Genomic DNA, 25,068 nt, shown 5'->3' with positions numbered 1-25,068 from the left:
CAGCTCCACTTTCTAGCAACTAGCAACTAGCAACTAGCAACTAGCAACTAGCAACTAGCAATTGCTATAGACTCTTGTCGCTAGTGTCTTATTCTTTATTTCTGGTATGCTTAGCGCGCAATGCGAAACCTCTAAGGAAAAATTGATAGATGTATACTGAAGATGATATTCGCCGCCTTAAATGGCAGAGTCGACGTGGTATGTTGGAACTTGATGTTCTTTTTGTTCCGTTTGTGGAAGAGGCTTTTGCAGACTTAGGCGAGGCTGATCAAGATCGCTTTGTTAAGTTATTAGATGAGGAAGATCAGGATTTATTTGTGTGGCTCATGGAGCGTGAAGTGCCAGCTGATCCAGACTTGCAAAGGATTGTGAGGATTATTCTGGAGCGTGTTCAGCCTAAATAACGAATCTATTTCTCCTTCCTGTACCCTGCTTGTTATCTACTGTGGGGTACATCTTTGTGCGTGCTTTGCACTTTTTTATGCTGCTATTCCGTTACATATTGCTGTCCTAGCTACATTAGCAGTATTGTTTAGTTTCCTGTTTTATTTAAACGAAAGGGTGCTATTAACGTCCCCTTTATCCATTGTCGCTATTACTTGGAATGGCCAGAACGGAGCCATTTCGTTGCGGCAGAGAAACCAGCAACGAATTGAAGTGACCCGTATTAAGCAAAAGGTGATCACTCCGTTTGTGATTGTCATGTTGTGCAAAACAGACCGTCGCTTTTACACTATCCCTGTTGTAATTATGCGTCGGAGCTTCAATGAAAATGCATTTAGGCGGCTACGGGTTCTATTATTATATAGTCCGCTGAATAATCTTAATTCCAGTGGAAATTGATTGGCGTTAAGATTGTATCTAGTGCTTCAGGACCCTGCTCTGGGAAGTCTAGTGTGTAATGAAGTCCGCGACTTTCCTGTCTTAACATTGCTGAGCGAATAATCAAATCTGCAACGACGGCTAAGTTACGAAGCTCTAGTAGGTCGTTACTAATTTTGTAGTTGCTGTAGTATTCGCTAATCTCTTGTTGTAACAGATCTATACGGTGTTTAGCTCGTTGTAGTCGTTTGGTCGTTCTCACGATGCCTACGTAGTCCCACATAAAACGACGTATCTCATCCCAGTTGTGAGAGATAATGACATCTTCATCTGAATTTGTGACTTGGGATTCATCCCACGCAGGGATGATTGATTCATCCAGAGGTGCTGTTAGAGATTGAACGACATCGTCTGAAGCGGATTTTGCATATACAAGGCATTCTAGAAGAGAATTGCTAGCCAATCGATTAGCGCCATGTAGCCCCGTGAACGAGGTTTCACCAATCGCATATAGCCCTGGAATATCGGTGCGCCCTTTTTCGTCCGTCACGACTCCGCCACATGTGTAGTGGGCAGCAGGTACAACTGGAATTGGTTCTTTAGTGATGTCGATGCCTAGGCTCTTGCAACGCTTATAGATGGTTGGGAAATGAGACTTAATAAATTCTTTAGATTTGTGGCTGATATCTAAAAATAAGCAGTCGCTACCTAGCCTTTTCATTTCATGGTCGATTGCGCGAGCAACGATATCTCGGGGGGCTAATTCGCCTCGCTCATCGAAGTTATGCATGAACGGCTTGCCATCAGGAAGTAAAAGCTTTCCACCTTCACCACGCACGGCTTCTGTAATCAAAAATGATTTTGCTTGTGGGTGATAGAGGCAGGTAGGATGGAACTGATTAAATTCCATGTTGCCGACTCGGCAGCCAGCACGCCAAGCCATGGCGATACCATCACCCGTGGCACCATCTGAATTGCTTGTATATAGATAGGCCTTTGATGCACCACCTGTAGCCAATACAACGTGAGGAGCTTGAAATACCTCTACGTGTCCTGTTTCGTCATTAAGAATGTATGCGCCGACACAACGGTTGTGTGCTAATCCTAGTTTCTTTCGTGTGATTAGGTCGACCGCAATATGGTGTTCGAATAGATCGATATTTTCAGAGGCTTTGGCTTTCTCTATCAATGTTTGCTGAAGCGCTTTTCCTGTCGCATCTGCAGAATGGATGATGCGACGATGAGAGTGTCCGCCTTCTTTAGTTAGATGGTAGTCGTCACTATCTTGGGTAAAAGGAACGCCTTGTTCAATCAGCCAGTCAATGCTTTCTCTGCCGTGCTCGACGGTGAATTCTACTGCGTCTTTATGACTAAGGTGCCCGCCAGCAGACATGGTGTCTTCGATATGTGCTTGTGTGCTATCTTCAGTATCGAGTACTGCAGCGATACCGCCTTGAGCCAGCCATGTAGATCCACTTTTAAGTTCTCTTTTACTAAGAACTGCAACACGCGCATTTTGAGCTAAGTGGAGGGCCATGCTTAGTCCAGCAGCGCCACTGCCAATAATTAAAGCGTCGTAGTGATAGTGTTGCGTCATGCTGTGCTCTTCTTAACTTGAGGGTTCTTGGCTTGAAAAATTGAGTGCTTATTTTAGTGGTAAGTTCGAGGATAAAACTAGCTAATTACATGTGTTTCATCGGTATTGAGTCACAATTTAGCATTTTTTTTTGGACTTAGGGAACTTAAGCAGTTTTGAATGCTCATAGAAGTGTTCCGGCACTCTGATGAGGTAATATGTTGTATTAGTTGAAAGTTATTGCTGCTTTAGCTTCTATATTTATAGAGACAGGTATTAAGGACAGTTTAAGGAATATTGAGTGTCGAGTGAAAGTCAGACAGCAGTCGATCAAAAGTTAGTCGAACGGGTAAAAGCGGGCGATAAACGTGCTTTCGATCTTCTAGTTAAAAAATACCAACATAAAATTGTTGCGTTGATTGGTCGTTATGTTTACGACCAACATGAAGCATTGGACGTGGCGCAAGAAACTTTCATTAAGGCTTATAGAGCGATACCAAAATTTCGCGGTGATAGTGCTTTCTATACATGGTTATACAGAATAGCTATCAATACAGCCAAAAATCACCTTGTTGCTCGTGGTAGACGTCCTGCTGATGTAGATGTTGATGATGCCCAGTTCTTTGAAGGTGATAATGCTTTGAAAGATATTGAGACACCAGAAAATAAATTGTACAAGGACGAGCTTGAAGCGGTGATTCGCAAAACTCTGAATAAACTCCCTGAAGACTTACGGGTGGCTTTAACGCTCAGAGAGTTTGAGGGCATGAGTTATGAAGAGATAGCTGGGGTTATGGATTGCCCTGTGGGAACTGTGAGGTCACGTATCTTTCGAGCACGTGAAGCAATTGATAAAGAAATTATGCCGCTTTTAGCGAGCTGATCCTGCAAAGGTAAATTGAGGTAAATTCTATGGATGATCGATCTACAGAATCTGTTTCGGCATTGATGGATGGTGAAGTCGCAGACTTTGAGTTACGACGTACTCTTGATCGCATAGAGCAGGAGCCAGAATTGGCTGAGCAATGGCAGCGATATCATTTAGTTCGTTCAGTTATGAAAAATGAAGAAGCTGAATTGAGTGGCTTTGATATCAGTAGTCAGGTTATGCAGGCTCTGGAACAAGAGCCTGATTTGGAAGTTGATACTGCTGCACCAGAAGTTAAGTCCGACCCTAAAGGAAGTTTTTTTTGGAAACCGCTAGCTAGCATGACTGCAGCGGCTTCTGTGACGGCAATGGTTATCTTGGGTGCCCAAACCTACAATCAGCCTGTGAACGATACGATTGCTGATAATCGCCCGAACTATGTTCTTCCGGGCAATTCACTTTCTGATGACCTGGTCAGAGCACAGTTTGGTAACCGTTCGATGATTTCATCACAGGGGCAAGAGCCTGAAATTATTCGCTTATCTGAAGGTGTCGAGCGTTATGTGTCTCAGCATAAGCATATGCTTTCGCACCAAGAATCAGGTTGGGAAGCAACATGGTTACCAGAAGGTTTTTCGGGTAAACGTAGAGATGTGATGGCGCATGCTGAAGTACAAATGTTCAGTAATGGACGCCATTCATTTACCGTTTGTGTTGAAAAATTTGGCCGTCAGTCCGTTCCTGAAGGTGCTGTTCAGTCAGATGGTATGGTTACTGTGGGTAAACGCATTGGTGATCAATTTGTAACAGTCGTCGGTGATGTCCCTCTAATGATTGCGGAACGTATCGCTGCATCAGTAGAACGTAAATGATTGAAGAAAGCGGTAAAGTTGTAGAGGTCGATGAGCACGGCGTATGGGTAGAAACTATGCGTCAGAGCGCTTGTGCCAGTTGTGCTGCACGAAATGGTTGTGGGCAAAAATTGCTAGTGCAAGCTGGTCAAGAAAAACGCTTTATATTCTTAGTAAATAACCCTACTTCTTTGAAGGTGCAAGCAGATGACCACGTCCTCTTAGGTATTGAAGAAGGTGCTTTTATCAAAGCAACAGTATTTATGTATTTGTTGCCATTAATAGCGCTTTTTTTAGGGGCTGTACTAGGTGATTTTATATGGGGTGATGAATTACTTGTGATTGCCTCAGCATTCTTTTCTCTTGTTGCTGGTTTTATGTTTGTTCGGTTTAGTAGTTCTACTTTCTTTAGATCCTGCCAATATCAGCCTACGCTAATTAAAGTTATATAACCCAGTTTTTTGATAGACATAGGTGTTTGTTTTATGAAATCTATATCAAAATTCATTGTCGCAATTTTTTGTTTTATTTCTCTGCCGGTTCATGCTGCAAACTTACCTGATTTTAAATCTTTGGTGAAAGAAGCCTCTCCTGCAGTAGTAAATATCAGTACTGTCCAGAAAAAAGCACGACAGGGTGAATTAAATCCGTTTCAAGGGCCAAATGGTGAAGAAATTCCTGAAATATTTCGCCATTTTTTCCGTATGCCTGAATTTGATCAGGGAGAACGGCCACGCCGTAGAGCCCCTCAATCTTTAGGGTCTGGTTTTATTATTTCTGACGATGGATACCTGCTAACCAATCATCATGTTATTGCTGGGGCTGATCAGGTTATTGTGCGCTTAGCTGATCGCAGGGAGTTAGAAGCTGAAGTCATCGGTTCTGATGAGCGCTCTGATGTAGCGCTGTTAAAAATCGATGCTGAGGACCTACCGACAGTTGAGCTGGGAGAGTCTAAAGCGCTTGATGTTGGTGAGTGGGTACTTGCGATAGGCTCACCATTTGGTTTTGATCATAGTGTGACAGCGGGTATTGTCAGTGCCAAAGAACGTGCATTAGCGGGCGATACTTATGTGCCGTTTATCCAAACTGATGTAGCTATTAATCCGGGTAATTCTGGAGGTCCATTATTTAATCTGGATGGTGAAGTCGTTGGGATTAACTCTCAAATTTACACTCGTTCCGGTGGTTTTATGGGGCTGTCCTTTGCTATACCTATTGATGTCGCGATGGATGTTGCGGATCAATTAAGGAAACATGGTTATGTGACTCGCGGGTGGCTAGGTGTGGTCATTCAAGAGGTTAACCGTGATCTTGCTGAATCATTTGGCTTAGATAAGCCGGCTGGGGCTTTAGTGGCAAAAGTGTTACCTAATAGTCCAGCAGAAAAATCCGGTCTTCAAGAGGGCGATATTATTCTTAAATTTGAAGGTGCGGATATTATTCGATCTTCAGATTTACCTCACCATGTGGGTCGAGTGACACCAGGTAAGAAAGCTAAGGTTTCAGTCATTCGTGCGGGGCGTGAAATGACCATTAAGGTCGAAATCGAGGCATTACCAACACAGGATGAACTTGCTAAAACTAACGTTCGAAAGCCAAAAGAGGATAAAGGTAATCGTCTAAATATTCAGGTGGCTGAACTTGACCAAAAACGCAAAGAAAAATGGCAAGTGAGCAAAGGCGTTGTTGTTCGTAAAGTTTTACAAGGGCCAGGTTCAGATGCAGGTCTGATGGTTGGTGATGTCATCACTATGCTAAATGGCGAACAGATCGCCAGTGTTTCTGACTTTAATCGAGTGTCTACAGATATAGCTTCTGGTAAGTCGGTTCCAATGCGGATTGTTCGGCGGGGAAGTCCGTTATTTATTCCATTACGAGTATCGGATTAAGTAGTATAAAATTCTAAGGGGGCTAAGGCCCCCTTTTTCGTAGCCCAGTTTAAGCAAATGCTGTAAACTTGCGCCTTTCCAGCGAGTATTAGAGTAGCGGTAGCCTGCACGTGAGCAACCTTAAAAATATCCGAAATTTTTCTATTATTGCCCATATCGACCACGGTAAGTCGACTTTGGCCGATCGTTTTATCCAAATGTGCGGTGGCTTAAGTGACCGTGAAATGGAAGCTCAGGTTCTTGATTCCATGGATTTGGAGCGTGAGCGTGGTATTACCATTAAAGCGCAGAGTGTTACTCTGAACTATAAAGCGCAAGATGGTGAGACTTACCAGCTTAACTTTATCGATACACCAGGCCACGTGGATTTCTCCTATGAGGTATCTCGATCTCTAGCAGCCTGTGAAGGCGCGCTTTTAATCGTAGATGCTGCACAAGGTGTAGAAGCTCAGTCAGTTGCTAACTGCTATACAGCAATCGAGCAAGGTTTAGAAGTAGTACCCATTCTAAACAAAATGGACTTGCCTCAGGCAGAGCCGGAGCGAGTTCGTGTTGAAATTGAAGAAGTTATCGGTATTGATGCCACTGATGCTGTTGCCTGTTCAGCTAAGAGCGGTATGGGTGTCGAAGACGTTCTCGAACAATTAGTTAAGGAAATACCTCCACCTGAAGGTGATGTTGATGCTCCGCTACAAGCCCTAATTATTGATTCTTGGTTTGATAATTACTTAGGCGTTGTCTCTCTTGTGCGTGTAACTCAAGGTACGCTGCGTAAGAAAGATAAGATTCTAGTTAAGTCTACAGGTCAAAATTATCAGGCTGAATCTGTAGGTATCTTTACACCTAAGCAGAAAGAAACCGGTGTTTTGCACGCAGGTGAAGTAGGCTTCATTGTTGCGGGTGTTAAAGACATTCATGGTGCACCTGTAGGTGATACGCTGACCCATGTTAAGACTCCCGAAGTAGAGAGCCTTCCTGGTTTCCAGAAAGTGCAACCCCAGGTTTACTCGGGTCTATTCCCTACAAGCTCAGATGATTACCAGGATTTCCGTGAAGCATTGGATAAGTTGACGTTGAACGATGCTTCGTTGTTCTTCGAGCCAGAAACATCCGATGCACTTGGTTTTGGTTTCCGTTGTGGCTTCTTGGGTATGCTGCACATGGAGATTATTCAAGAGCGCCTAGAACGTGAATATAATCTTGATTTGATCACAACAGCTCCAACCGTAATCTACGAGTTGGAGATGAATAATGGTGATGTCATACAGATTGATAGCCCTTCTAAGCTTCCTGATCCTGGTTCAATCAACGAGATGCGTGAACCTATTGTTGAAGCTAATATCCTTGTTCCACAAGATTATCTAGGACAGGTGATCGGACTGTGTGTTGAGAAGCGTGGTATTCAAAAACAGATGAACTACGTAGGTAACCAAGTACAGATTACTTATGAACTACCGATGGCGGAAGTCGTTTTGGATTTCTTCGACCGTTTGAAGTCTGTAAGTCGTGGTTATGCTTCTCTTGAATATAACTTTATACGCTTTGATCCTGCGAAATTGGTGCGTATGGATATTCTTATCAATGGTGATAAGGTCGATGCCTTAGCCGTTATTCTGCATCGTGATAATGCTCAATTCCGTGGCCGTCAGCTATGTGAAAAGATGAAAGAGGTTATTCCTCGTCAGATGTTTGATGTGGCAATTCAGGCTGCGCTTGGTGGTAAGGTCATTGCCCGTACAACAGTTAAAGCATTGCGTAAGAACGTAACAGCGAAGTGTTATGGTGGTGACGTAAGCCGTAAGAAAAAACTGCTACAGAAGCAGAAAGAAGGTAAGAAACGTATGAAGCAGGTGGGTAGTGTAGAGATCCCACAGGATGCGTTCCTTGCAGTACTTAAAGTTGATAGCTAATCATCAGGAAGGACATTGTTAGATGGATTTTGATTTCGCATTAGTACTTGTTGCGTTAACTTTCATCTCCGGCATCGTTTGGTTTTACGACCGAATCTCTTTGAAACCACAAAGGGATGAAAAGCTGAAAGCTGCTTCTGCTCAGGCGGAAGGACCGCTTCCTGATGAAGCCATTGAACAGATCAATCGTGTATCTGGTTGGGTCGATACTGGTCGATCAATGTTTCCAGTGCTGTTCATCGTTTTGGTCTTGAGGTCTTTCTTAGTGGAGCCTTTTCAGATTCCATCTGGTTCAATGTTACCGACGTTGAAAATTGGCGACTTTATCTTGGTAAATAAATTTCACTATGGGCTTCGTTTACCTGTTTTGAATACTAAGTTTATTGAGATTAATGATCCTGAGCGTGGTGATGTGGTTGTCTTTAAATTCCCTGAAAAACCATCTATTAACTATATTAAAAGAGTAGTGGGGCTTCCGGGCGATGTGATTCGTTACCAGAATAAGAAGTTGTTTATAAACGGAAAAGAGCAATCTCAACAGTTGTTGGCTCAATTACCACCACAAAATCCACAGCGCTTGTTAATTAATGAAAATTTAGATGGTGTTGAACATCAAATGTATAGAGATGTTCGCAGACCAGCTCAGAATATGGAGTGGACTGTACCTGAAGGTCATTACTTTATGGTAGGAGATAATCGCGATAATAGTAATGATAGTCGCAGGTGGGGCTTTGTATCTGAAGATCTTCTTGTAGGTAAGGCATTTGCAGTTTGGATGCATTGGCCTACATTTTTAAGTATACCGTCGTTTGGTGATGTTCGTGTGATTGAGTAATGGAGGCTCTTATGAGGTCTACTCTTAAGCAACAAGTAGGTGCGTCAATATTCTCGATACTTATCGTGTTGATAGTAGCGGGTTTTCTATTTTCTATCGCATTTAAACTTTTCCCAGCTTATGTGGATAACAGAACGATAGATTCTGTTGTAGCCGAGGCTATGAATGACTCTGAGGAACTTGCAAAAGGTCCACGAGCAATGCGGGTTGATATGACGAAAAAGTTAGTTATCAACCAAGTTAAAGTACCCAAAGATGGATTAACAATCGTTGAAAAAGACGGGTTAATCATCGCAACTCTAGATTACGAAGTTCGTGTTCCTATGTTTGGGAATGTGGATGCAGTTGTGTTTTTTAGCAAAGAATATGAAGCAGAAGCCCCTTGATTAAACCTGTATCTGATTTAGCCCGTCGTATAGGGCATCCATTTGCCGATGAATCTTTGTTTGAGTTGGCACTCACACACCGTAGTTGCGGTAAGAAGAATAATGAGCGCCTAGAATTTCTTGGCGATTCTATTTTGAACTTCGTTATAGCTGACGACTTATTTGCAAGATTCCCCCAAGCTAAAGAGGGTGAATTGAGCCGCTTGCGTGCACGTATGGTTAAAGGTGTTACTTTGTCTGAAGTAGCTCGTGAATTGGGTTTAGGCGATTACCTGCGTTTAGGTAGCGGTGAGCTTAAGAGTGGCGGTTTTCGTAGAGATTCAATCCTAGCTGATGCTGTAGAAGCTATTATCGGTGCGATTTATCTAGATTCTGATATGGAAACAGCCCGTGGATTTATTCTTTCTTGGTTTAAAGCGCGTTTAGAGAAATTAGACCTAAATGAGACTCTTAAAGACTCTAAAACACGCTTGCAGGAGTTTCTGCAATCGCGTCGTTTAGCTTTGCCAACTTATGAATTAATCAATGTAGAAGGCGAAGCACATGATCAAACCTTTTATATCGATTGTACAGTGGCAGGCTTAGCTAAGCCTGCAAAAGGTATTGGTAGTAGTCGCCGACAGGCTGAACAAGAAGCCGCAAAACATGCGCTGATAGAGTTGCAGGTGGAGAAATAGTTATGGCTGAAGATTTAATGCACCTGCTGGAGCCTCGTAATCCAGATCAAAAATGTGGCTTCGTAGCGATTGTTGGTCGCCCTAATGTTGGTAAATCGACATTGATGAACCACATATTAGGACAGAAATTGAGTATTACTTCGCGTAAGCCTCAGACAACTCGTCATCAGATTATGGGGATCAAAACAGAAGATGATCTACAGATCGTTTATGTAGATACTCCCGGCTTACATAAAGATGATGGTAAAAAAGCTTTAAACCGTTATATGAACAAAGCTGCATCAGACGCATTACGTGATGTTGATGTTGTTGTTTTTATTGTTGACCGTACTGCTTGGACTGAAGAAGACCAGATGGTACTGGACAAGGTCAAGCATGCTCGTTGTCCGGTTATCTTAGCTGTAAACAAAGTTGATCAACTGAAAGACAAAACGGCTTTATTACCTCAGATGCAGACACATTCTGAGCGTATGGACTTTGCTGAAATGATTCCGCTTTCAGCTAAAGATGGCCATAACGTAGAGCAGCTTGAAGAGTTAATCGCCAAGCATATTCCTGAGGGTATGCATCACTTTCCTGAAGATCAGCTAACAGATAAAAGCTCACGCTTCATGGCTGCGGAAATGGTTCGTGAAAAGCTGATGCGTAACTTAGGGGATGAGATCCCTTACGGTACTACCGTAGAGATAGAAGAGTTTAAATACGCCAAAAACGGTGTTCTTCATGTGAGTGCGCTAATCCTAGTAGAGCGTGATGGTCAGAAGCGAATTGTTATTGGGGATAAAGGTTCTCGAATCAAAACAATTGGCCGTGATGCTCGCATGGATATGGAGCGTATGTTTGATGCTAAAGTAATGCTTAACCTATGGGTTAAAGTTCGTCGTGGTTGGGCGGATGATGAAAGGGCATTACGTAGTTTGGGTTATGATAATACCTAAAAAGCATGAGTCATTCTGATCCGCAGGCGGCTTATGTCCTCCATAGCCGCCCTTATCGCGATACCAGTCTTATCGTTGATTTCTTCACTCTAGAACATGGTAAAGTTTCCGCTGTTGTTCAGGGCGCACGCAGACCCAAATCAAAATTACGTGCATCAGTACAACCTTTTGTACCTATTCAGGTTACATGGCGTGGACGTAACGATCTCAAAACATTAACTCAAGCCGAGCCTGTTGCTGCTATGTTGTTCCTGAATGGCGATGCGCTGCTTTGTGGACTTTATGTAAATGAATTGTTAGAACGTTTGCTCCAGCCATTTGATAGTCACCCGAAACTCTATGTTTATTATCAGTATGTTTTAAATGAGTTAGTATCTGGTGAAGATATAGAGGGTGCGCTACGCACCTTTGAGCATCGTTTACTTGATGATCTTGGTGTATTGCCAGAGCTGGAACAAGAATCTGCTGATTTAGTATATTGTTTTAACCCTGAACATGGCTTTGTTCCTGTTGGCGCAGTAACAGATAAAAATAAGGCGTCTTGTTTTTATGGTTGGCAGTTGTCTGCGATTGCTGTTGATGATTATTCAGATATTCAAGTTCGCAGAGCTGCTAAGCGCTTGATGCGAAATTTAATTGATCGTGCTTTGGGGCAAAAGCCCTTGCGTAGCCGAGAGCTATTTCAAAAAATGTGAGGAAAGTGGTGTGATTGAACCATCCCGTTTGTTATTAGGGGTCAATATTGACCATGTCGCTACGATTCGCCAAGCGCGCGGTACACGTTACCCGGATACTGTTCAGGCTGCTGCGCTAGCGGAAGAGGCTGGTGCCGATGGTATTACAATTCATCTGCGAGAAGATCGTCGCCATATCCAAGATCGTGATGTTTATCTTTTGAAAGAGACATTACAGACACGTATGAACTTCGAGATGGCTGTGACTGAAGAGATGATTGCCATTGCTGAAGATGTAAAGCCTGCTCATTGCTGTTTAGTTCCAGAGAAGCGTGAAGAGTTGACGACCGAAGGTGGTTTGGATGTCGCTGGTCAAGAAGAGCGGGTGAAAGAAGCTTGTGATCGATTAGCTGCGGCAGGTATCGAGGTGTCTCTATTTATTGATCCGGAGCCAGCACAGATTGATGCAACTATTCGTTGTGGTGCTCCAGTGATTGAATTGCATACAGGTGCTTACGCAGAAGCTGAATCTTCTGCAGAACAGGCAGATGAGCTGAAACGTATCCGTGAAGCAGCTACCTATGCTTACCAAAAAGGCCTGATTGTAAACGCTGGCCATGGTTTGCATTATCATAATGTTGAGCAGATCGCTGAAATTCCTGAGATGAATGAGCTTAATATTGGCCACGGGATTATTGCGCGTGCCTTGTTTGTTGGTTTAAAAGAAGCGGTATCTGAAATTAAACAACAGATGCTTCAGGCCCAAGCTCGAATTCAGCCGCAAAGAGATGCATTAAAGCGATGATTCGAGGTATCGGGACCGATATTCTTCAGATCAGCCGCATGGAGCAGGCGTTGGACAGAACGCCTGCCTTGCCACAACGTATCTTATCTACTTCCGAATATGAACAGTTCCTCAAAGTATCCAATCCACCTCTGTTTCTAGCTAAACGTTTTTGTGCCAAAGAAGCGGTATCTAAAGCTTTAGGCACAGGTATTGGGCGAGGCGTTAGTTGGAAGCATATTGAGATTACGAAAGATAAGAATGGTCGACCCGAAGTGAGTCTATTAGGAGGCGCTGCAGAGCGCGCCGAAAAGCTTGAAGTTGCATGTATGCATCTAAGTTACAGTGACGAGAAAGATTACATTGTTGCGTTTGTTATTGCTGAGGGATGAAGAGTTCTATGACTAGAATTTGTGTCGTTACAGGTGGTTCTGTTGGTATAGGACGAGCTGTCGTTGAGCGTTTATTAGATGACGGTTACAAGGTTTATAACTTGGACCTGAGTGAATCTGAGGTCGGCGAATTTATTCAATGTGACATGACTGATTCAACTCAGGTTACACAAGCTATTGATCATGTCATCAAGGAATCTGGCAGGATTGATGGTGTTGTATCCAATGCCGGAATTCATTTCTCCGCAACTATAGAAGACACTTTAGAAGCGGACTTTGATCGAGTGATGGCGATTAATGTAAAGGGGGCTTATTTCCTTTTACAATCTGTACTACCTCACATGCGACAGCAAGGCTCGGGCTCAATTGTTTTGTTAGGCTCGGATCAGTCTGTTATTGCTAAAAGAAACTCTTTTGCTTACAACATGAGTAAAGCGGCGCTTGCTTCAATGGCTAAGACCACAGCATTAGATTACGCTTCTTTTGGAATTCGAGCTAATGCTGTTTGCCCCGGAACCATAGAAACACCACTTTACCACAATGCAATTGACCGCTATTGTGAGAGCAGCGGAAGTGAAAAAAGTGTTGTACATCAAGAAGAAGCAGCTTTGCAGCCATTAGGGCGTATAGGCCAGCCAGAGGAGGTTGCTGCACTTGTTGCATTATTGATTGGTGATGATGCTCGTTTTATTACCGGTAGTTTGCAGTTAATTGATGGTGGTTATACAGCCCAGTAATTGAGCTGTAAAAGTGAAACTTGCGATCTAAAGGCGGTATATGAGTAGAGTGATAGACCCGCATCTGCACCTGTTTAATCTTGAAAAAGGGGATTATCACTGGCTGCAAGAAGGGCACACGCCTGAATGGTCTGATAAAAATAAGATTAGGCGCGGTTATAGCGAAGGTGATTTAAGCCAATCAGGCTCAGCAGATATTGTAGGTTTTGTACATATCGAAGCGGGTTTTGATAATTCCCATCCGTGGCGTGAATTGGAGTGGCTTGAAAGTCATTGTGAGTTACCTTTTCGTTCAATAGCTTATCTTGATCTAACTTCCGATAGCTTTGATGAGCATCTGGAAAAACTACAAGAATTTAAATCATTAGTTGGTGTGAGATACATCTTAGATAATGCCGCTCAGGAAGTGTTGTTCAATCCAAATGTCTTTAAACGTCTTGCGGTACTATCTGATAACCAGCTAATTTTCGAAGCTCAGCTGTCTTTATCTGATCCAGGTGCGTCTTGTGCACTTGCGGATGTGATGCAACAGTTGCCAAATTTAAAGGTCGTGATTAACCATTGCGGGTCACCTGTACAGCTGAATGAACAGTGGATGCACTCGATTACTCGGCTAGCACATCATCCAGAATGTTCTATTAAATGCTCTGGTTGGGAGATGTTTAATCGTGATTGGAGTTCGGATCAGGCCAAACCTATTATAAGTTTTGCCGTTAGGCAATTTGGGCTTACTCGGGTGATGTTGGCGAGTAACTTCCCTGTTTCTGAATTGGCTTGTAGTTATGAAGATTTATGGCAGAGGTATCTCAAAGAGATGAAGTGGAAGGGCTTTGAGAAAGAGATGCTGATATTTGAAAACGCTAAGCGAATATACCAGTTAGATATCGATTAGCGTGATTAGAAAATAAAAAGGGCGCCTGATAGCGCCCTTTTTATATGAAGTAGAAAATTACTTAACTTCAATACGCGGTGAACGCATTACTACCTCATCGTTCAATTCGATACCAATTCCAGGCTCTTCAGAAACTTGGAAGAAGCCGTCTACTGGTTGAGGGTCTTGAATACAAAGCTCACGGTTCCATTGCTTAATCGCATAGGTGTGATGTTCATGGATTAAGAAGTTTGGAATCGCTGTTTCAAGATGCAAAGAGGCCGCTGTTGCTACTGGGCCACCACAAACGTGGGCTTGAATTCGAACGTCGTATACGTCTGCGTAATCACAAACCTTTTTCGTTTCTGTAAATCCACCACATAAACCGATATCTGGTTGTAGTACATCTAGACTTTGATCTTCAAGATACGGACGAACACCCCAGCGGTTATACAACCGTTCGCCACCGGCAATTGGAACATTTACTTTGTCGGCTACGCGTTTATGCAGCTCCGAGTTTAAGTAGTTCACTGGCTCTTCAAAGTACATGCAGCGTGCTTCTTCGACCAATTCACCCAATTGAATCGCGGTTGAAGCGCCTGGCAAACTGTGACATTCAAAAATGATATCACCGTCATCACCCATGGTTTCACGGATAGCCATTAAGCGGTCGCGGAACATCTTCATCTCTTTGTGAGTAAAGAGCTTAGTACGATCGAAGAAGGTTTCGCCCTTTTCGTTATACATGATCGGATCGACTTTTACAGCGTCATAACCTTCTGCCAGCGCTTTTTCAGTCGCTTTTGCATAATCTTCAGGATCTGTTAGGGCTTTAAATTCTGAATCCCAATCAAATTGAAGCTGGCTGGCATAAGTGCGTAGTTTATCGTTAACTTTACCGCCAAGCAGTTGGTAAACAGGTAGACCTAGAGCCTTACCTTTAATGTCCCATAACGCAGTATCGATCGCACTCATTGCAGCATAGATAATAGGGCCGCCACCTAGACCCCAAAAGCTACCACGTAGCATTAGGTTCCAAAGGTCTTCAGTTTGGAATGGGTCACGACCAAGCAGCATCTCTTCTGCAAATTCTTTAATCATGTTTGCAGCAGCACTATGACCTAGGTCGTAAGCTAAGCCCGCTTCACCTACACCGCTGATGCCTTCATCTGTGTGTACTCGAACAAATACCGGATTCCAAACAGGACGATCCGGACAGTGAATATCAAAAATTTCTACGCGATTTATTTTCATGAATCAGCCTTATTATTCGGTAATTTTCAGATTATTGCGCAAAGCTTGGATCAAGTCGGTAGGCTTTACGAAGCATTGCAGGCCATGACTTCTGTCCACCGGTAGTTCCTGAATGAACGACATTTGCTTGTTTAGATATGCCATCAACGATTTCTGGAGCCACTTCTATAGCATCTTGACCTGTTGATTGAATTAATAATTGAATTTCACAAGCACGTTGTAGGTCATACATGCGCATAAATGCATCGCCTACGGTCGGACCAACGGTGAGAGCGCCATGGTTAGGAAGTAAAAGGTGGTTGTTATTACCCAAATCTTCTTTTAAACGCACTTTCTCATCCTGATTAACAGCAAGGCCTTCATACTGGTGATAGCCTAATGAAGCCAATTGGAAACAGGAATATTGGCTAAGGGGTAATAGCCCGCATTTTAGGGAAGCTACTGCAATAGATTCTTTTGTATGCAAGTGAAGAACACAGTGTGCATCACTGCGTACAGAGTGAACGGCGCTGTGGATAGTAAAACCTGCAGGGTTAATATTGAAAGGAGTATCGTCGAGAACATTTCCTTCAAGATCAACCTTAACCAAGTTTGATGCGGTAACTTCATCAAATGTCAGGCCAAATGCATTTACCAGATAATGATCTGTTTCTGGCACTTTTGCTGAAATATGGGTATAGATTAGATCTCCCCAGCCTAAATCTTCCACTAGCCTGTAGCAGGCGGCTAGATCTACCCGTACCTGCCATTCCTCTGGAGAAACTTTGTTTTTTAAATTGAGTTGTGGAAGCTCCAGCATAAAAAATCCTCTGGCTTAAATAGATGTGCCTTTGACGAGCAATATTGATTGCCAGAATTATACAGGGAGCGACGAAATAAAGAACATGATGCCAATGAAATGATTATTCACTAATAAGAATTATTTGCATTTGTTTTCTTCTTAGATAATAATGATTCCTATTACTGATAAGGAGAGTTGTTATGAATAGCCCTGTTAATAAATCCGCATTGGAATTTCCAGTTATTGCTTTTGTTGGTGCTGTTGCATTAGGTTTTATGTTTCTTCCATTTGTTGGTTAATATTTTCTTTAGCTAAACGATCAAACCCATGTTTGGTTGTTGTGAGCTAGCTAAAGGCTTTAGTTTAGATCGATTTTGTCTGCTCAGTACTGACGGCTCTAAAGAGAGCTGATAAAGAAAAGTTTCCCTCACCTAGTAGCATGATGACTTGGCTGCCTCCCAGGCATAGCATTGCCCATTCGTATCCGCCATCGCTTCCATAAAACCCTTGGGGAAAGTGAAAGTATATTGCGACGCCCATCATTAATGTGAGTAAAAAGCCTGCGATTCTGCTTGCTAGACCTAATACAAGGCACCATCCCGCAATTAGTTCGATAGATGCTGTAATTAGAGCAAGCCAAAAAGCTTGTTCGGAGTTCAAGAAAGGAAACAAACTATTAATTATTTCAGCAAATGGAATGATTGCCTGGGTGAAGTAGGCGGTCCAGTTATCGAGTTCTCACAAAAGCCAGACGCTTTCTAAGCCAAATTTATCACAAGCATGGACAATAAAAATTGAGCCAAGCGTAAGCCTTAATCCCAGAAGGGCTAAATCCATTTGCATCTAGATCCTACTACTTTAATTGAGAAAGCAATAGATAATGATTCTCATCATTGTTTTTTTCAAGGGTTAGTTTAAAATATCACGCTTTGTGCATATAACCTGATGTTGGGGTGTCTGAGTGAGGACTTTTTTTCTGGTGTTTTTGGGCTGCTTGTCTGGAGTTGTTTTTGCCGCTGAGCCTGAAGAAGCCTCTGATGTGGTTGATCGTTTGATCAATACGACAGACCTAGGTAAAAATTTGCAAACGCTTGATGATTATTACTCGCAGATTAACCAGAAGTTAAATAAGCAAGTAAAGAATCGGCATCGAGACCCATTCGAAAGGTTGGTACAGCAAGAGCTTAAGGTAGAGCAAAAGGCTATAAAGCCAAGATTTATTCCACGCCAGAAAACGGCAGAGTCGCTAGGGGCTTCAAGCATTTTAAATAAGACTCTTGCAGGGAAAAGGGAGCAAGATCAAGGAGGGCTGCCTGTTATGCAGTTTCGTGGGTTTATCAAATCAGATGAAGAAAAGGCTGGGCTTTTAGAGATTGAAGGGCAAGGAACCTTTGTTGTGCATGAAGGTGATAAGGTCGGTTTACAGCAGTTAGGTGGCGATATGGTGATCCGAGTTGTAGAGATTAATGCTCTCAACCTGATTGTTGAGTTTGGAAGTCTGGGTGAAAAGGTAGTAGTGCAGTGAAACGTTTTTTTAGTGTTTTCCTAATTGTCGCTTCTTTGCTGGTGGGTAGCGTTCAGGCGGGATCTCGTATTGAGTTTGTTGAATTTAAGGATGCTGAAATACGTGATGCCGCTCGTATTCTTTCCTCAATGACGGGGGCGAATATTGCTGTAACAAAAGAGGCTAGTTCGGAAAAGGTTACTTTGTTATTGCAAAATACAGAACTGAAGCACGCAGTAGAAATGCTATCTCGAGTGGCGGGCCTTTGGTACCGATATAGCAAGTTAGGGAATAGTTACATCATTATGACTGAGAAGCAGTATCAGGATGATATTGTGGTTTATAGAGATGACGTGATTCGGACTTTTACGCTTCGTCATCAAAATGTAAGTACCACCGCTGTCACTATTCAGAGCTTATTTGGTGATCGTGTACGCCTTTCTCTCCAGCAGGGGAATGATGATTTTCAGGGATTGGATCTAGAGGTAGGGGATACCAATGAGGCCACTACGATAAATAGTGATTCTGATGATTCGAACGAGATAAAGATCCAAGAATTGGAGCGCGAAGAATTTGATCAAGCTGATGGGAACCAGGTTGCCGAAAAATCACTTTCAAAAGGTGCGCTTCGCCAGTTAGGTGGTGCAGAAGAGGTTTCTGAAGATTCCGCCAATAAATTATTGGGCGCGAAAACACCAATTTATATAGCAACCAACAAAATTCATAACCTGCTCCATGTCCGTACTAGCGACGAAAATGCTTTGGCCGAAATCGCTCACTTAATAGAAGAAAGTGATAAGCCTACGCCTCAAGTTTTGCTTGAGATGAAGATTGTGAAGATAGATGTGGGCGAAGGCTATGAGCAGGATTTTGATCTTAGTTTTAATGATGCCTTGAATGTAACTGGTAACTATCAGGCATTAGAAAGCCAAAGTCCGAGTAGTTTAGATTTGAGGAATGCTCAGTATCAAACAAGTGGGGTTGGTATAAATGAGCTAACAAATACTTTTTCGCAACTGTTAGGTAAAAAAAGTACTGGCTTTGGATTTAACGAAGTTGATGGCGGCTTTTACGAGTTCTTCAGTAACTATGTAACTGCGAAAGTAGCTTTTTTAGAACAGAATAATCAAGCAGAAGTTGTGGCTAAGCCTGTGATGTTGGCTTCTAACAATCGACCAGCACGCTTGTTTATCGGCTCAGAACAGGTCGTCCCGGTTAATTTAGAAACGGATACTGAATTTTCTGCAGCAAACAATAATGGTGACCGAACCTCCAGTACTACAACAACCTTAGAAACCGAGCGTCGTAAAATCGGTAATACCCTGATTCTATTGCCGAGTGTCAATGCTGATCGAACGGTGACAATTGATATATTTCAAGATACTTCCAGTATTGAAAGAAATGGTATGAATTTTCCTTTTTTTAATTCTGAAACTAATCGTATAGAAACGATTCCTCTGGATGCCGTTCAGGAATCCAATGTGAAAACTGTTGTAGTTGCAAAAGACGGTAAGACTATTGCGCTCGGAGGGATGATTACGAGTGAGCAGTCTGACTATGAAACGGTTGTTCCCTTGCTTGGTCAAGTTCCTATTATTGGCGAAATGTTTCGCTCTAAAGAGGAAAGGGATGAAAAGTCTCAGTACGTGATGCTGATCACCCCCCATGTATTGATGAACCCGGAAGAATCTGAAGATCAAAGCCGAAAGGTTAAAGAGTTTGCACCAGAAGTTGATGCGCAATCTTTAGCGCAAAATTCAAAACAGTATTCGGTTGCCGATTATATTCGCTTAACCCGTTATGCGGCACATATTGGTCGAGGTGATGATATTGAAAAACCAAAGGGACTTGTCGATGTGCCGGTGACCTTGTCACCTCTATCATTTATTTTCTCTGATCCTTCCTTGAGTGTTTGGCCTGTGGGTAGTTGGCAGCAAAATGGTTTGCATATCACTTTGCTTAAAGCGCGTAATCATCTCGATAAGTCCAGATCTATTGATCTGACTGAGTTGCCTGGTAATTGGTTGGCTTCTGCTGCAGGTCATGATCGACTAGCGGCTTTTGGGCAGGCCGGGGACGAAGGGAATTTATATCTCTTGTCTAATATACCTTTTAATCAAGTTGTCGCTGAAGTAAATAGTAAAGGTAAGTAATGATGGCTGTATTCACTAAATATCTAGCGTTTACTTGTGTTTTGACTCTGTCAGGCTGTGCGCTCAATCAATCAGTAGAGTCTTCTAACTACGTTGAAGAGGTCGAGTCTATAGTGACAACTTCTTCAATCTCTCTATATATCTATCCAAAGACTAAAGCAGTCAATAATGATGTTAAATCAGGCTACTTTGTTGAGTTTGATTTGGCTGATAAATCGGATATTCCAACCATTAAATATCAAGACTGATTTACTTAAATGTAAAAAACGTAAATTAAGCACTTGACATATATGATGGTAATAATGATAATGATTCGCACTTAGATTGATTGGAAATTCAAGCAGGGATGCTTACTTAAAAGCTCAGCTTTAAGATTGAGTAAAAAATATAAAGGTAGTGTTGTGAATCAAGTGCAAACTCAAACTCAAACGGGTAGTAACCAAGCTGAGCAATTGGCAAAGCTTGAGCAGCATAAAGAAGTGTTGGGTCAGTTATTTGAACTCTACACGGATCTATTCAGTCACGACGGCTATGGAGATATAGGTGTAGAAATCAAAATTCTACGTCGTGGTCAAAAGGAAGTGATTCTACATTGTGGTAAACAGTACCGTTACGTACTGGATTGCGACAGTGCTCTGGCGAATGAATCGCCAATTAAAGCGTTATTGAAAAGAGATCTTCTTTCTTAGATTTCTCTTTTTAATTTTTGCCTGAGAGATCAGGTATGCAGTTATGCTGCAGTAGGAGTAAAAGGAATTGCTCTGAAAAGGTGCAAGGCGGGTGGCCTTAGTTTCGCGGTAGAAGCAGCGCCAAGGGAAGCGTTCTAAATCGGACTGGGTGAGATGCCGTAGCTCTCTGGGGGAGAGTCAGCTCTTACGTCAAACAGTCTTAACCCAAAATCGTTTTAGAAACTGGAATTTATAAAAATGTTGAAATCTCTAATGGAAAAGCGCGAAGCGCTAATGGCTCGTTTTGCAAAAGTTGAAGAATCTCAGATTCAAGATGCCGAGCTTCGTTCTAAATTCCGTTCACTTAAAGCTAAGCAGGGCGGTTTTACACTGCTTGAGCTACTCGTTGTTGTAGCAATTCTTGCGGCTATCGCTGGTACTGCGGCTATCGCTCTTCAAGATACGGACGCACGTGCATCTGCAGCAGCTCACGTTGCAATGATGGATGAGCTAAACAAAGGTGTTCGTACTTTCCGTGTACTAAACAAGAATACGTTACCAAACAACTATGATTCACTACTCGTTGCTGCTACTTCTGATACCGCTGGTGTAACTGCAGCGACTGCATCGAGCGTATTGGCGATTGAAGATATTGATACGATTGCATTGACCGCAGACATTGTGGGTATTCTGGATGCAGGTGGTGTGACGCAGCTTCAGTACTTAGGTGAAGACCAAGGTGATGATGCAGTTCATGGCTTCGTAACTGCTTCTGGTGATGCTTGTACTGATGTAAACATGCAGGCAACAATCGCTTCTCGTAGTAACCACGTTGTAGCGGGTAACATCTTCCTTACTCCTGATGGTAACGGTTGTGGCTTTGCTCGTACTCTAGCTGCAGGCGATCAGGCTGCATTCTGGACAGGTGGTGAAGAGCGTCTTCTTGGTCAGCCTGTAGCTGCTGGTATTGTTGAGTATGATGGTACTAACTTGGCAACGGCAACAAGTAAAGCGTTCTTAGCTGTAGGTCTAGGTCCTGCCTCTAACTTGTTTAATGCTAACGATCTAGGTGGTATGACTTCTGTTCCTGTATACCGCCACGTATCTGAAACTGAATACAACCGTTTTGTTGCACTATTCAACGTGGGTGATTTTGACGGTGCAGGCTCCATCAATGCTGGTGATCAGGTAGTGCTTTCTGCGATCGTTGATGGCGCTGGTGATACTAAAGAAGAAGAACTGGGTGAGTGGGACGGTACTCGTAACACTATCTAATTCGGTTTAACCGGATAACCCTTAAGCCGGTTAGGTCATCCTGACCGGCTTTTTAGTATCAACGTTGTGGTTAGATCATGCGCTATTATTTTTTGTTCTTCTTCTTTTTTTCTCTGCAATTACATGCTGATTCTTCATTAGATAAGCAGCGAGACACCTATCGTAGTATCGAATTAGCTACCTTTGTTAAGGCTAATTATGTATCTGCAACGATGGCTGAAAAAAAACAGCGCCTCATGCTTCAACCTGAAGCAATTCAGTTTCAGGCATTACTAATGGCTCGTCCTAAACCTGGAAGGTTTTCTTTGGCCTACGATGCCTTGCAGCTTTGGGAAAGGGATGAAGAGCTCCCCAATATTGACCACAGTGCTTTTGTAGGTTTGAAAAATGGCCCTGTTTTAGGGGTGTACGTCACTCATGAAGCAGCAAAAATGTTGAATAAAATAGAATTAGAAAAGCCTGTGCAGTTTTATGCCATGCATATCTATAACTACTCCAACGGGCCGCGATTAGTAATCGTTGCTGCTCAAGAAAAAACTTTGGATTAATTCTTTTCTCTCTTGGTATCCACTTAATGTCAGTGCTGCAAAAGTTTTTAAAGCGAAAGCCACCTCTTGATGATGAAAATCATCTAGATGAGTTGCCTTTAGATGAACATGATTTAGTTAATCCTTTTGAGCCTGGTTTGATGGATAAAGAAGGGGTTGTTGGTGAGTCCCCATATTTATCAACGGCAAATGATAAGGCTTCTGATCAAAATGATATCGTCGATCCTGAACTTGTTGCTGCAGAGCAGAAAGAAAGTCGATTTAAATCCCTCATCAGTGGGATTCGTTTACCTACGCCGGGCGCTAGTTACAATCTTTTAGCCTTTCAGGCTGGTAGCTTTGGATTGCGTGGGGTTTTAGTTTGTGATGCTCGTCATGGGGCATTGCTCGGTCCTGCAGCGGAATCGAATAATGTTGATTTTACCCGTGCCATCGCAGAAGTCGTTGATCAGCTTAAGCTGCATCATAAGCGCCTTCCCAAGCAAGCTATCTTAGTTACTCCTAGTGTAATCTCTTCCATTGTTGAACTCCCCGTTAGTCCATTGCGTCCTCGCTCTGAGGATGAAATGCGCGAGCTTATTCGTTGGGAGTTGGAAGGCACTTTAACTCAGCAAAATAAACACTGGTTAATTGGATCAATGCTGGTGGAGCGTGGTTACTTAACAGCCTCCCAGCGAGATGAATTAGTCGAAGAGCTTCAAATTAGGCAAAGCCAGGGCGGGCAAGAGGGGCTTCTGAGATTCGGCGATCTTGCTGTACAGCTTAATTATATTACCCATGAGCAATTAGAAGAGTGTTTTGTCCTGCAAGGCAAACTTATCGCAGTTGATGATGATCTGGCCTATGGTTGGCAGGCTGAGGAGCCACAACTTACACAAGGTTTAAGCGATGAAGCGTTGTTAAGTAAAGACGATGACGGTGATAGTGCTCATAAATGGTTAGTTAGTGGTATGAGCAAGTCTGTTCGCCGTCGTTGGGTTGGGGCTTTTAACCTTAATGGTATTAAATTGCAGGCTTTTTATCCTGCGGTAGGTAGTAGTTTTGCGATGCTTGCTCAGCGTTGCTCTGATCCCCAGCAAGCTTTATTGGAAATTCATCAAGAACAGCTAGCCTTTATTACAGGTGGTCCAAGCGCGGTAAATGAAATTCGTGTTGAAGAGCGTCAATATGGAGACGTGCGTCAGGATGAAATTCAGCGTTTATTAGGTGTTCTTCCGTCCGATCTGCACAAGCTCTATGTCAATTTTCAGGGTAAAGAGAAAGATGAAATTCTTTTTGCTTTATCTAATAGCACAGCCCTAGATATAGAAACCTTAAATTTTGAAGGGTTGGATATTCCAAAACCTGAGCATCTCTTTAATGAGGCACTGCTTGGTATCGCAGGCGCTGCAGAGCACTTTTTAAATCATGTCGCCAAAGCGAGATTGAGCTGGATTCCTGCAAAAGATGCCGAAGTCTCTTTCTTTAAAAAGCTACTTGCACCGAAAGTGCTAAAAATATCTGCCGCTGTAGCTGTGGCTTTTTTGATGATGGGCTTTCTTGGGTGGATGCATTGGAATATGTGGCAGCAACAAGAGCGTTTGGATCAGTTGAATACTCGTTTTGAAACAGACAGTAAACTCAAACAACAATTTTCTGGAATTGCTGCTGAACAAGTTCATTTAAAGCAAAAAATTATAGAAGCGAAAGAAGAAGTAGCTCTAAATTCAAAATTGTTAATTCTTCTTGGAAAAGAATTTCCGCGAGATAAAAACCTGATCAATATTCTTTTGAAGTCACTTATTTTGGTGACTCCTGAAGGTGTCAGCATTCAAAGCATTACGCAGTCCGAAGGGTTATTAATGATTGCCGCATTGGCTCATCGGGATACGCAAGGGCAGGAATTTGTCAGTGCGCTAAATAAAGTAATGGTTCCTCTTGATTACCAAGTGTTTAGCTCTGATGTCTCTCAGCATGAGAATTTAGATGAAAGTGACTTTGCCCCTTATCAAGTGAATATCACGCTAAGGCAGAAGGTCAGTGCTTATATTTCGGAGGGTCAGAAATGAACTGGGTGAAGGAAAAGTACCTCAATCTATCCAGTAAAGAGCGGAAACAAGTGCTTGTTCTGACTGTTTTTGCTCTGCTGGCGGGTTACATGTTTTATGCAGCGCAGACTTGGCAGGCGATGTTTCATACCGAAAAAATGGCGAATCGCAAAGCTGACCGTATTGAAAAGCGTATCGGGGAGTTTAAGGCTCCAGAGTTGGAAGAGGGAATCAGTGACCAGGTTTTATCTAAGCTAGAGGGGCAGCTTAAAAAGCAGGAATCATCTCTAAAAGACTATGCCAATTCATTGATGCCAATTGGCGATGCAACCGCGCGTGAAGCTCTGAAATTAGAACTTACTCAACTCGCTTATGCTAACCAACTGCGTGTGGCTCGGATGAAAGCAAGCGAACTGAAACCTAGTGTTGAAGTAGTTCAATTATCTGGCGAGCAGCTCCGAGATTACTTACAGGAGCGGCCAGTATTTAAGCTGGTTTTAAGTGGTCAATTTTTAAATTTAGTGAGCTTTGTTGATGGACTTAATCAATTGAAATATCAGGTCTATGTGAGTGATCTCAATATTGAATTGCTCAACGATCAAAATAGCTTGTTAAAAGTAGAGATGGAATTGCGGATCTAGGGCG

General features: G+C 42.7%; 28 protein-coding genes. 24 read left to right on the top strand and 4 right to left on the bottom strand.

Annotation, left to right across the window (positions count from 1 at the left end):
- Positions 1-149 precede the first annotated feature (149 nt).
- The gene (locus tag ACMXYP_RS13505) at positions 150-404 is read left to right on the top strand and encodes a succinate dehydrogenase assembly factor 2 (RefSeq protein ID WP_415882165.1); all 255 of its coding nucleotides are present in this window, start codon (positions 150-152) and stop codon (positions 402-404) included.
- Complete coding sequence (locus ACMXYP_RS13500) at positions 388-843, top strand: protein YgfX (protein WP_415882164.1); 456 nt, start codon at positions 388-390, stop codon at positions 841-843. Before ACMXYP_RS13505 ends, ACMXYP_RS13500 begins: the two co-directional genes overlap by 17 nt.
- Here the strand turns inward: ACMXYP_RS13500 and nadB are convergent.
- Positions 824-2,419, bottom strand: a complete 1,596-nt coding sequence (gene nadB / locus ACMXYP_RS13495) for an L-aspartate oxidase (protein WP_415882163.1) — start codon at positions 2,417-2,419, stop codon at positions 824-826. The two genes, ACMXYP_RS13500 and nadB, sit on opposite strands and share 20 nt — an antisense overlap.
- A 280-nt stretch (positions 2,420-2,699) precedes the next feature.
- On the opposite strand from nadB, the gene rpoE reads away from it, so the two are divergent.
- From rpoE to ACMXYP_RS13425, 14 genes are all read left to right on the top strand, one after another.
- Positions 2,700-3,281, top strand: a complete 582-nt coding sequence (gene rpoE / locus ACMXYP_RS13490; protein ID WP_415882162.1) for an RNA polymerase sigma factor RpoE — start codon at positions 2,700-2,702, stop codon at positions 3,279-3,281.
- A gap of 29 nt (positions 3,282-3,310) precedes the next feature.
- The gene (locus tag ACMXYP_RS13485) at positions 3,311-4,138 is read left to right on the top strand and encodes a MucB/RseB C-terminal domain-containing protein (RefSeq protein WP_415882161.1); all 828 of its coding nucleotides are present in this window, start codon (positions 3,311-3,313) and stop codon (positions 4,136-4,138) included.
- The gene (locus ACMXYP_RS13480) at positions 4,135-4,569 is read left to right on the top strand and encodes a SoxR reducing system RseC family protein (RefSeq protein ID WP_415882160.1); all 435 of its coding nucleotides are present in this window, start codon (positions 4,135-4,137) and stop codon (positions 4,567-4,569) included. The genes ACMXYP_RS13485 and ACMXYP_RS13480 overlap by 4 nt, the downstream gene beginning before the upstream one ends.
- Positions 4,570-4,602: 33 nt before the next feature.
- Positions 4,603-6,009, top strand: a complete 1,407-nt coding sequence (locus tag ACMXYP_RS13475; protein ID WP_415882159.1) for a DegQ family serine endoprotease — start codon at positions 4,603-4,605, stop codon at positions 6,007-6,009.
- Between the two features lie 110 nt (positions 6,010-6,119).
- Entirely contained in the window at positions 6,120-7,919 is a 1,800-nt protein-coding gene (lepA, locus tag ACMXYP_RS13470) for a translation elongation factor 4 (RefSeq protein ID WP_415882158.1), read from the top strand.
- A gap of 22 nt (positions 7,920-7,941) precedes the next feature.
- A complete protein-coding gene (lepB, locus tag ACMXYP_RS13465; protein ID WP_415882157.1) occupies positions 7,942-8,754 on the top strand; it encodes a signal peptidase I in 813 nt (270 codons plus the stop codon).
- A gap of 11 nt (positions 8,755-8,765) precedes the next feature.
- Positions 8,766-9,140 (top strand): DUF4845 domain-containing protein, encoded by a 375-nt coding sequence (locus ACMXYP_RS13460; RefSeq protein ID WP_415882156.1) that lies wholly within the window; start codon positions 8,766-8,768, stop codon positions 9,138-9,140.
- Positions 9,137-9,817: a ribonuclease III gene (rnc, locus tag ACMXYP_RS13455; RefSeq protein ID WP_415882155.1), complete on the top strand. Its 681-nt coding sequence runs from the start codon at positions 9,137-9,139 to the stop codon at positions 9,815-9,817. Before ACMXYP_RS13460 ends, rnc begins: the two co-directional genes overlap by 4 nt.
- Before the next feature lie 2 nt (positions 9,818-9,819).
- The gene (era, locus tag ACMXYP_RS13450; protein WP_415882154.1) at positions 9,820-10,755 is read left to right on the top strand and encodes a GTPase Era; all 936 of its coding nucleotides are present in this window, start codon (positions 9,820-9,822) and stop codon (positions 10,753-10,755) included.
- A gap of 5 nt (positions 10,756-10,760) precedes the next feature.
- Complete coding sequence (recO, locus tag ACMXYP_RS13445; RefSeq protein WP_415882153.1) at positions 10,761-11,450, top strand: DNA repair protein RecO; 690 nt, start codon at positions 10,761-10,763, stop codon at positions 11,448-11,450.
- A gap of 13 nt (positions 11,451-11,463) precedes the next feature.
- Positions 11,464-12,234 (top strand): pyridoxine 5'-phosphate synthase, encoded by a 771-nt coding sequence (gene pdxJ, locus ACMXYP_RS13440; protein ID WP_415884672.1) that lies wholly within the window; start codon positions 11,464-11,466, stop codon positions 12,232-12,234.
- Positions 12,231-12,605 (top strand): holo-ACP synthase, encoded by a 375-nt coding sequence (acpS, locus tag ACMXYP_RS13435; RefSeq protein WP_415882152.1) that lies wholly within the window; start codon positions 12,231-12,233, stop codon positions 12,603-12,605. The genes pdxJ and acpS overlap by 4 nt, the downstream gene beginning before the upstream one ends.
- An 8-nt stretch (positions 12,606-12,613) precedes the next feature.
- Positions 12,614-13,342 carry an SDR family NAD(P)-dependent oxidoreductase gene (locus ACMXYP_RS13430; RefSeq protein ID WP_415882151.1) on the top strand — a complete coding sequence of 243 codons (729 nt, stop codon included), beginning with the start codon at positions 12,614-12,616 and terminating at the stop codon, positions 13,340-13,342.
- 40 nt (positions 13,343-13,382) lie between these two features.
- Entirely contained in the window at positions 13,383-14,234 is an 852-nt protein-coding gene (locus ACMXYP_RS13425; RefSeq protein ID WP_415882149.1) for an amidohydrolase family protein, read from the top strand.
- Between the two features lie 57 nt (positions 14,235-14,291).
- On the opposite strand, the gene ACMXYP_RS13420 is transcribed toward ACMXYP_RS13425, so the two are convergent.
- The 3 genes from ACMXYP_RS13420 to ACMXYP_RS13410 all read right to left on the bottom strand — a co-directional run bounded on the left by ACMXYP_RS13420 (position 14,292) and on the right by ACMXYP_RS13410 (position 16,908).
- Positions 14,292-15,467, bottom strand: coding sequence for a mandelate racemase/muconate lactonizing enzyme family protein (locus ACMXYP_RS13420; RefSeq protein ID WP_415882148.1), 1,176 nt, complete (start codon positions 15,465-15,467; stop codon positions 14,292-14,294).
- Between the two features lie 31 nt (positions 15,468-15,498).
- A complete protein-coding gene (locus ACMXYP_RS13415) occupies positions 15,499-16,266 on the bottom strand; it encodes a class II aldolase/adducin family protein (RefSeq protein ID WP_415882147.1) in 768 nt (255 codons plus the stop codon).
- A gap of 345 nt (positions 16,267-16,611) precedes the next feature.
- Positions 16,612-16,908, bottom strand: a complete 297-nt coding sequence (locus tag ACMXYP_RS13410; protein ID WP_415882146.1) for a DoxX family protein — start codon at positions 16,906-16,908, stop codon at positions 16,612-16,614.
- A 334-nt stretch (positions 16,909-17,242) separates the two neighbouring features.
- Here ACMXYP_RS13410 and ACMXYP_RS13405 point away from each other — a divergent pair, with 334 nt between their 5' ends.
- The 8 genes from ACMXYP_RS13405 (at position 17,243) to ACMXYP_RS13370 (ending at position 25,064) form a co-directional block, all read left to right on the top strand.
- A complete protein-coding gene (locus ACMXYP_RS13405) occupies positions 17,243-17,773 on the top strand; it encodes a hypothetical protein (RefSeq protein WP_415882145.1) in 531 nt (176 codons plus the stop codon).
- Positions 17,770-19,905, top strand: a complete 2,136-nt coding sequence (locus ACMXYP_RS13400; protein ID WP_415882144.1) for a DUF3438 family protein — start codon at positions 17,770-17,772, stop codon at positions 19,903-19,905. Before ACMXYP_RS13405 ends, ACMXYP_RS13400 begins: the two co-directional genes overlap by 4 nt.
- Positions 19,906-19,907: 2 nt before the next feature.
- Positions 19,908-20,153, top strand: a complete 246-nt coding sequence (locus ACMXYP_RS13395) for a hypothetical protein (RefSeq protein ID WP_415882143.1) — start codon at positions 19,908-19,910, stop codon at positions 20,151-20,153.
- Positions 20,154-20,306: 153 nt separating this feature from the next.
- A complete protein-coding gene (locus tag ACMXYP_RS13390; protein ID WP_415882142.1) occupies positions 20,307-20,594 on the top strand; it encodes a hypothetical protein in 288 nt (95 codons plus the stop codon).
- Positions 20,595-20,831: 237 nt separating this feature from the next.
- Entirely contained in the window at positions 20,832-21,848 is a 1,017-nt protein-coding gene (locus tag ACMXYP_RS13385; RefSeq protein ID WP_415882141.1) for a prepilin-type N-terminal cleavage/methylation domain-containing protein, read from the top strand.
- Between the two features lie 77 nt (positions 21,849-21,925).
- On the top strand, positions 21,926-22,396 hold the full coding sequence (locus tag ACMXYP_RS13380; RefSeq protein ID WP_415882140.1) for a hypothetical protein: 471 nt from the start codon (positions 21,926-21,928) through the stop codon (positions 22,394-22,396).
- A gap of 26 nt (positions 22,397-22,422) precedes the next feature.
- The gene (locus ACMXYP_RS13375; protein ID WP_415882139.1) at positions 22,423-24,444 is read left to right on the top strand and encodes a hypothetical protein; all 2,022 of its coding nucleotides are present in this window, start codon (positions 22,423-22,425) and stop codon (positions 24,442-24,444) included.
- Positions 24,441-25,064 carry a hypothetical protein gene (locus ACMXYP_RS13370; protein ID WP_415882138.1) on the top strand — a complete coding sequence of 208 codons (624 nt, stop codon included), beginning with the start codon at positions 24,441-24,443 and terminating at the stop codon, positions 25,062-25,064. Before ACMXYP_RS13375 ends, ACMXYP_RS13370 begins: the two co-directional genes overlap by 4 nt.
- Positions 25,065-25,068 lie beyond the last annotated feature (4 nt).

Origin of the sequence: Neptuniibacter sp. QD34_54, from assembly GCF_047778055.1 — a bacterium.
GTDB lineage: Bacteria > Pseudomonadota > Gammaproteobacteria > Pseudomonadales > Balneatricaceae > Neptuniibacter.
This window is presented reverse-complemented; position numbering and strand designations above follow the sequence as displayed.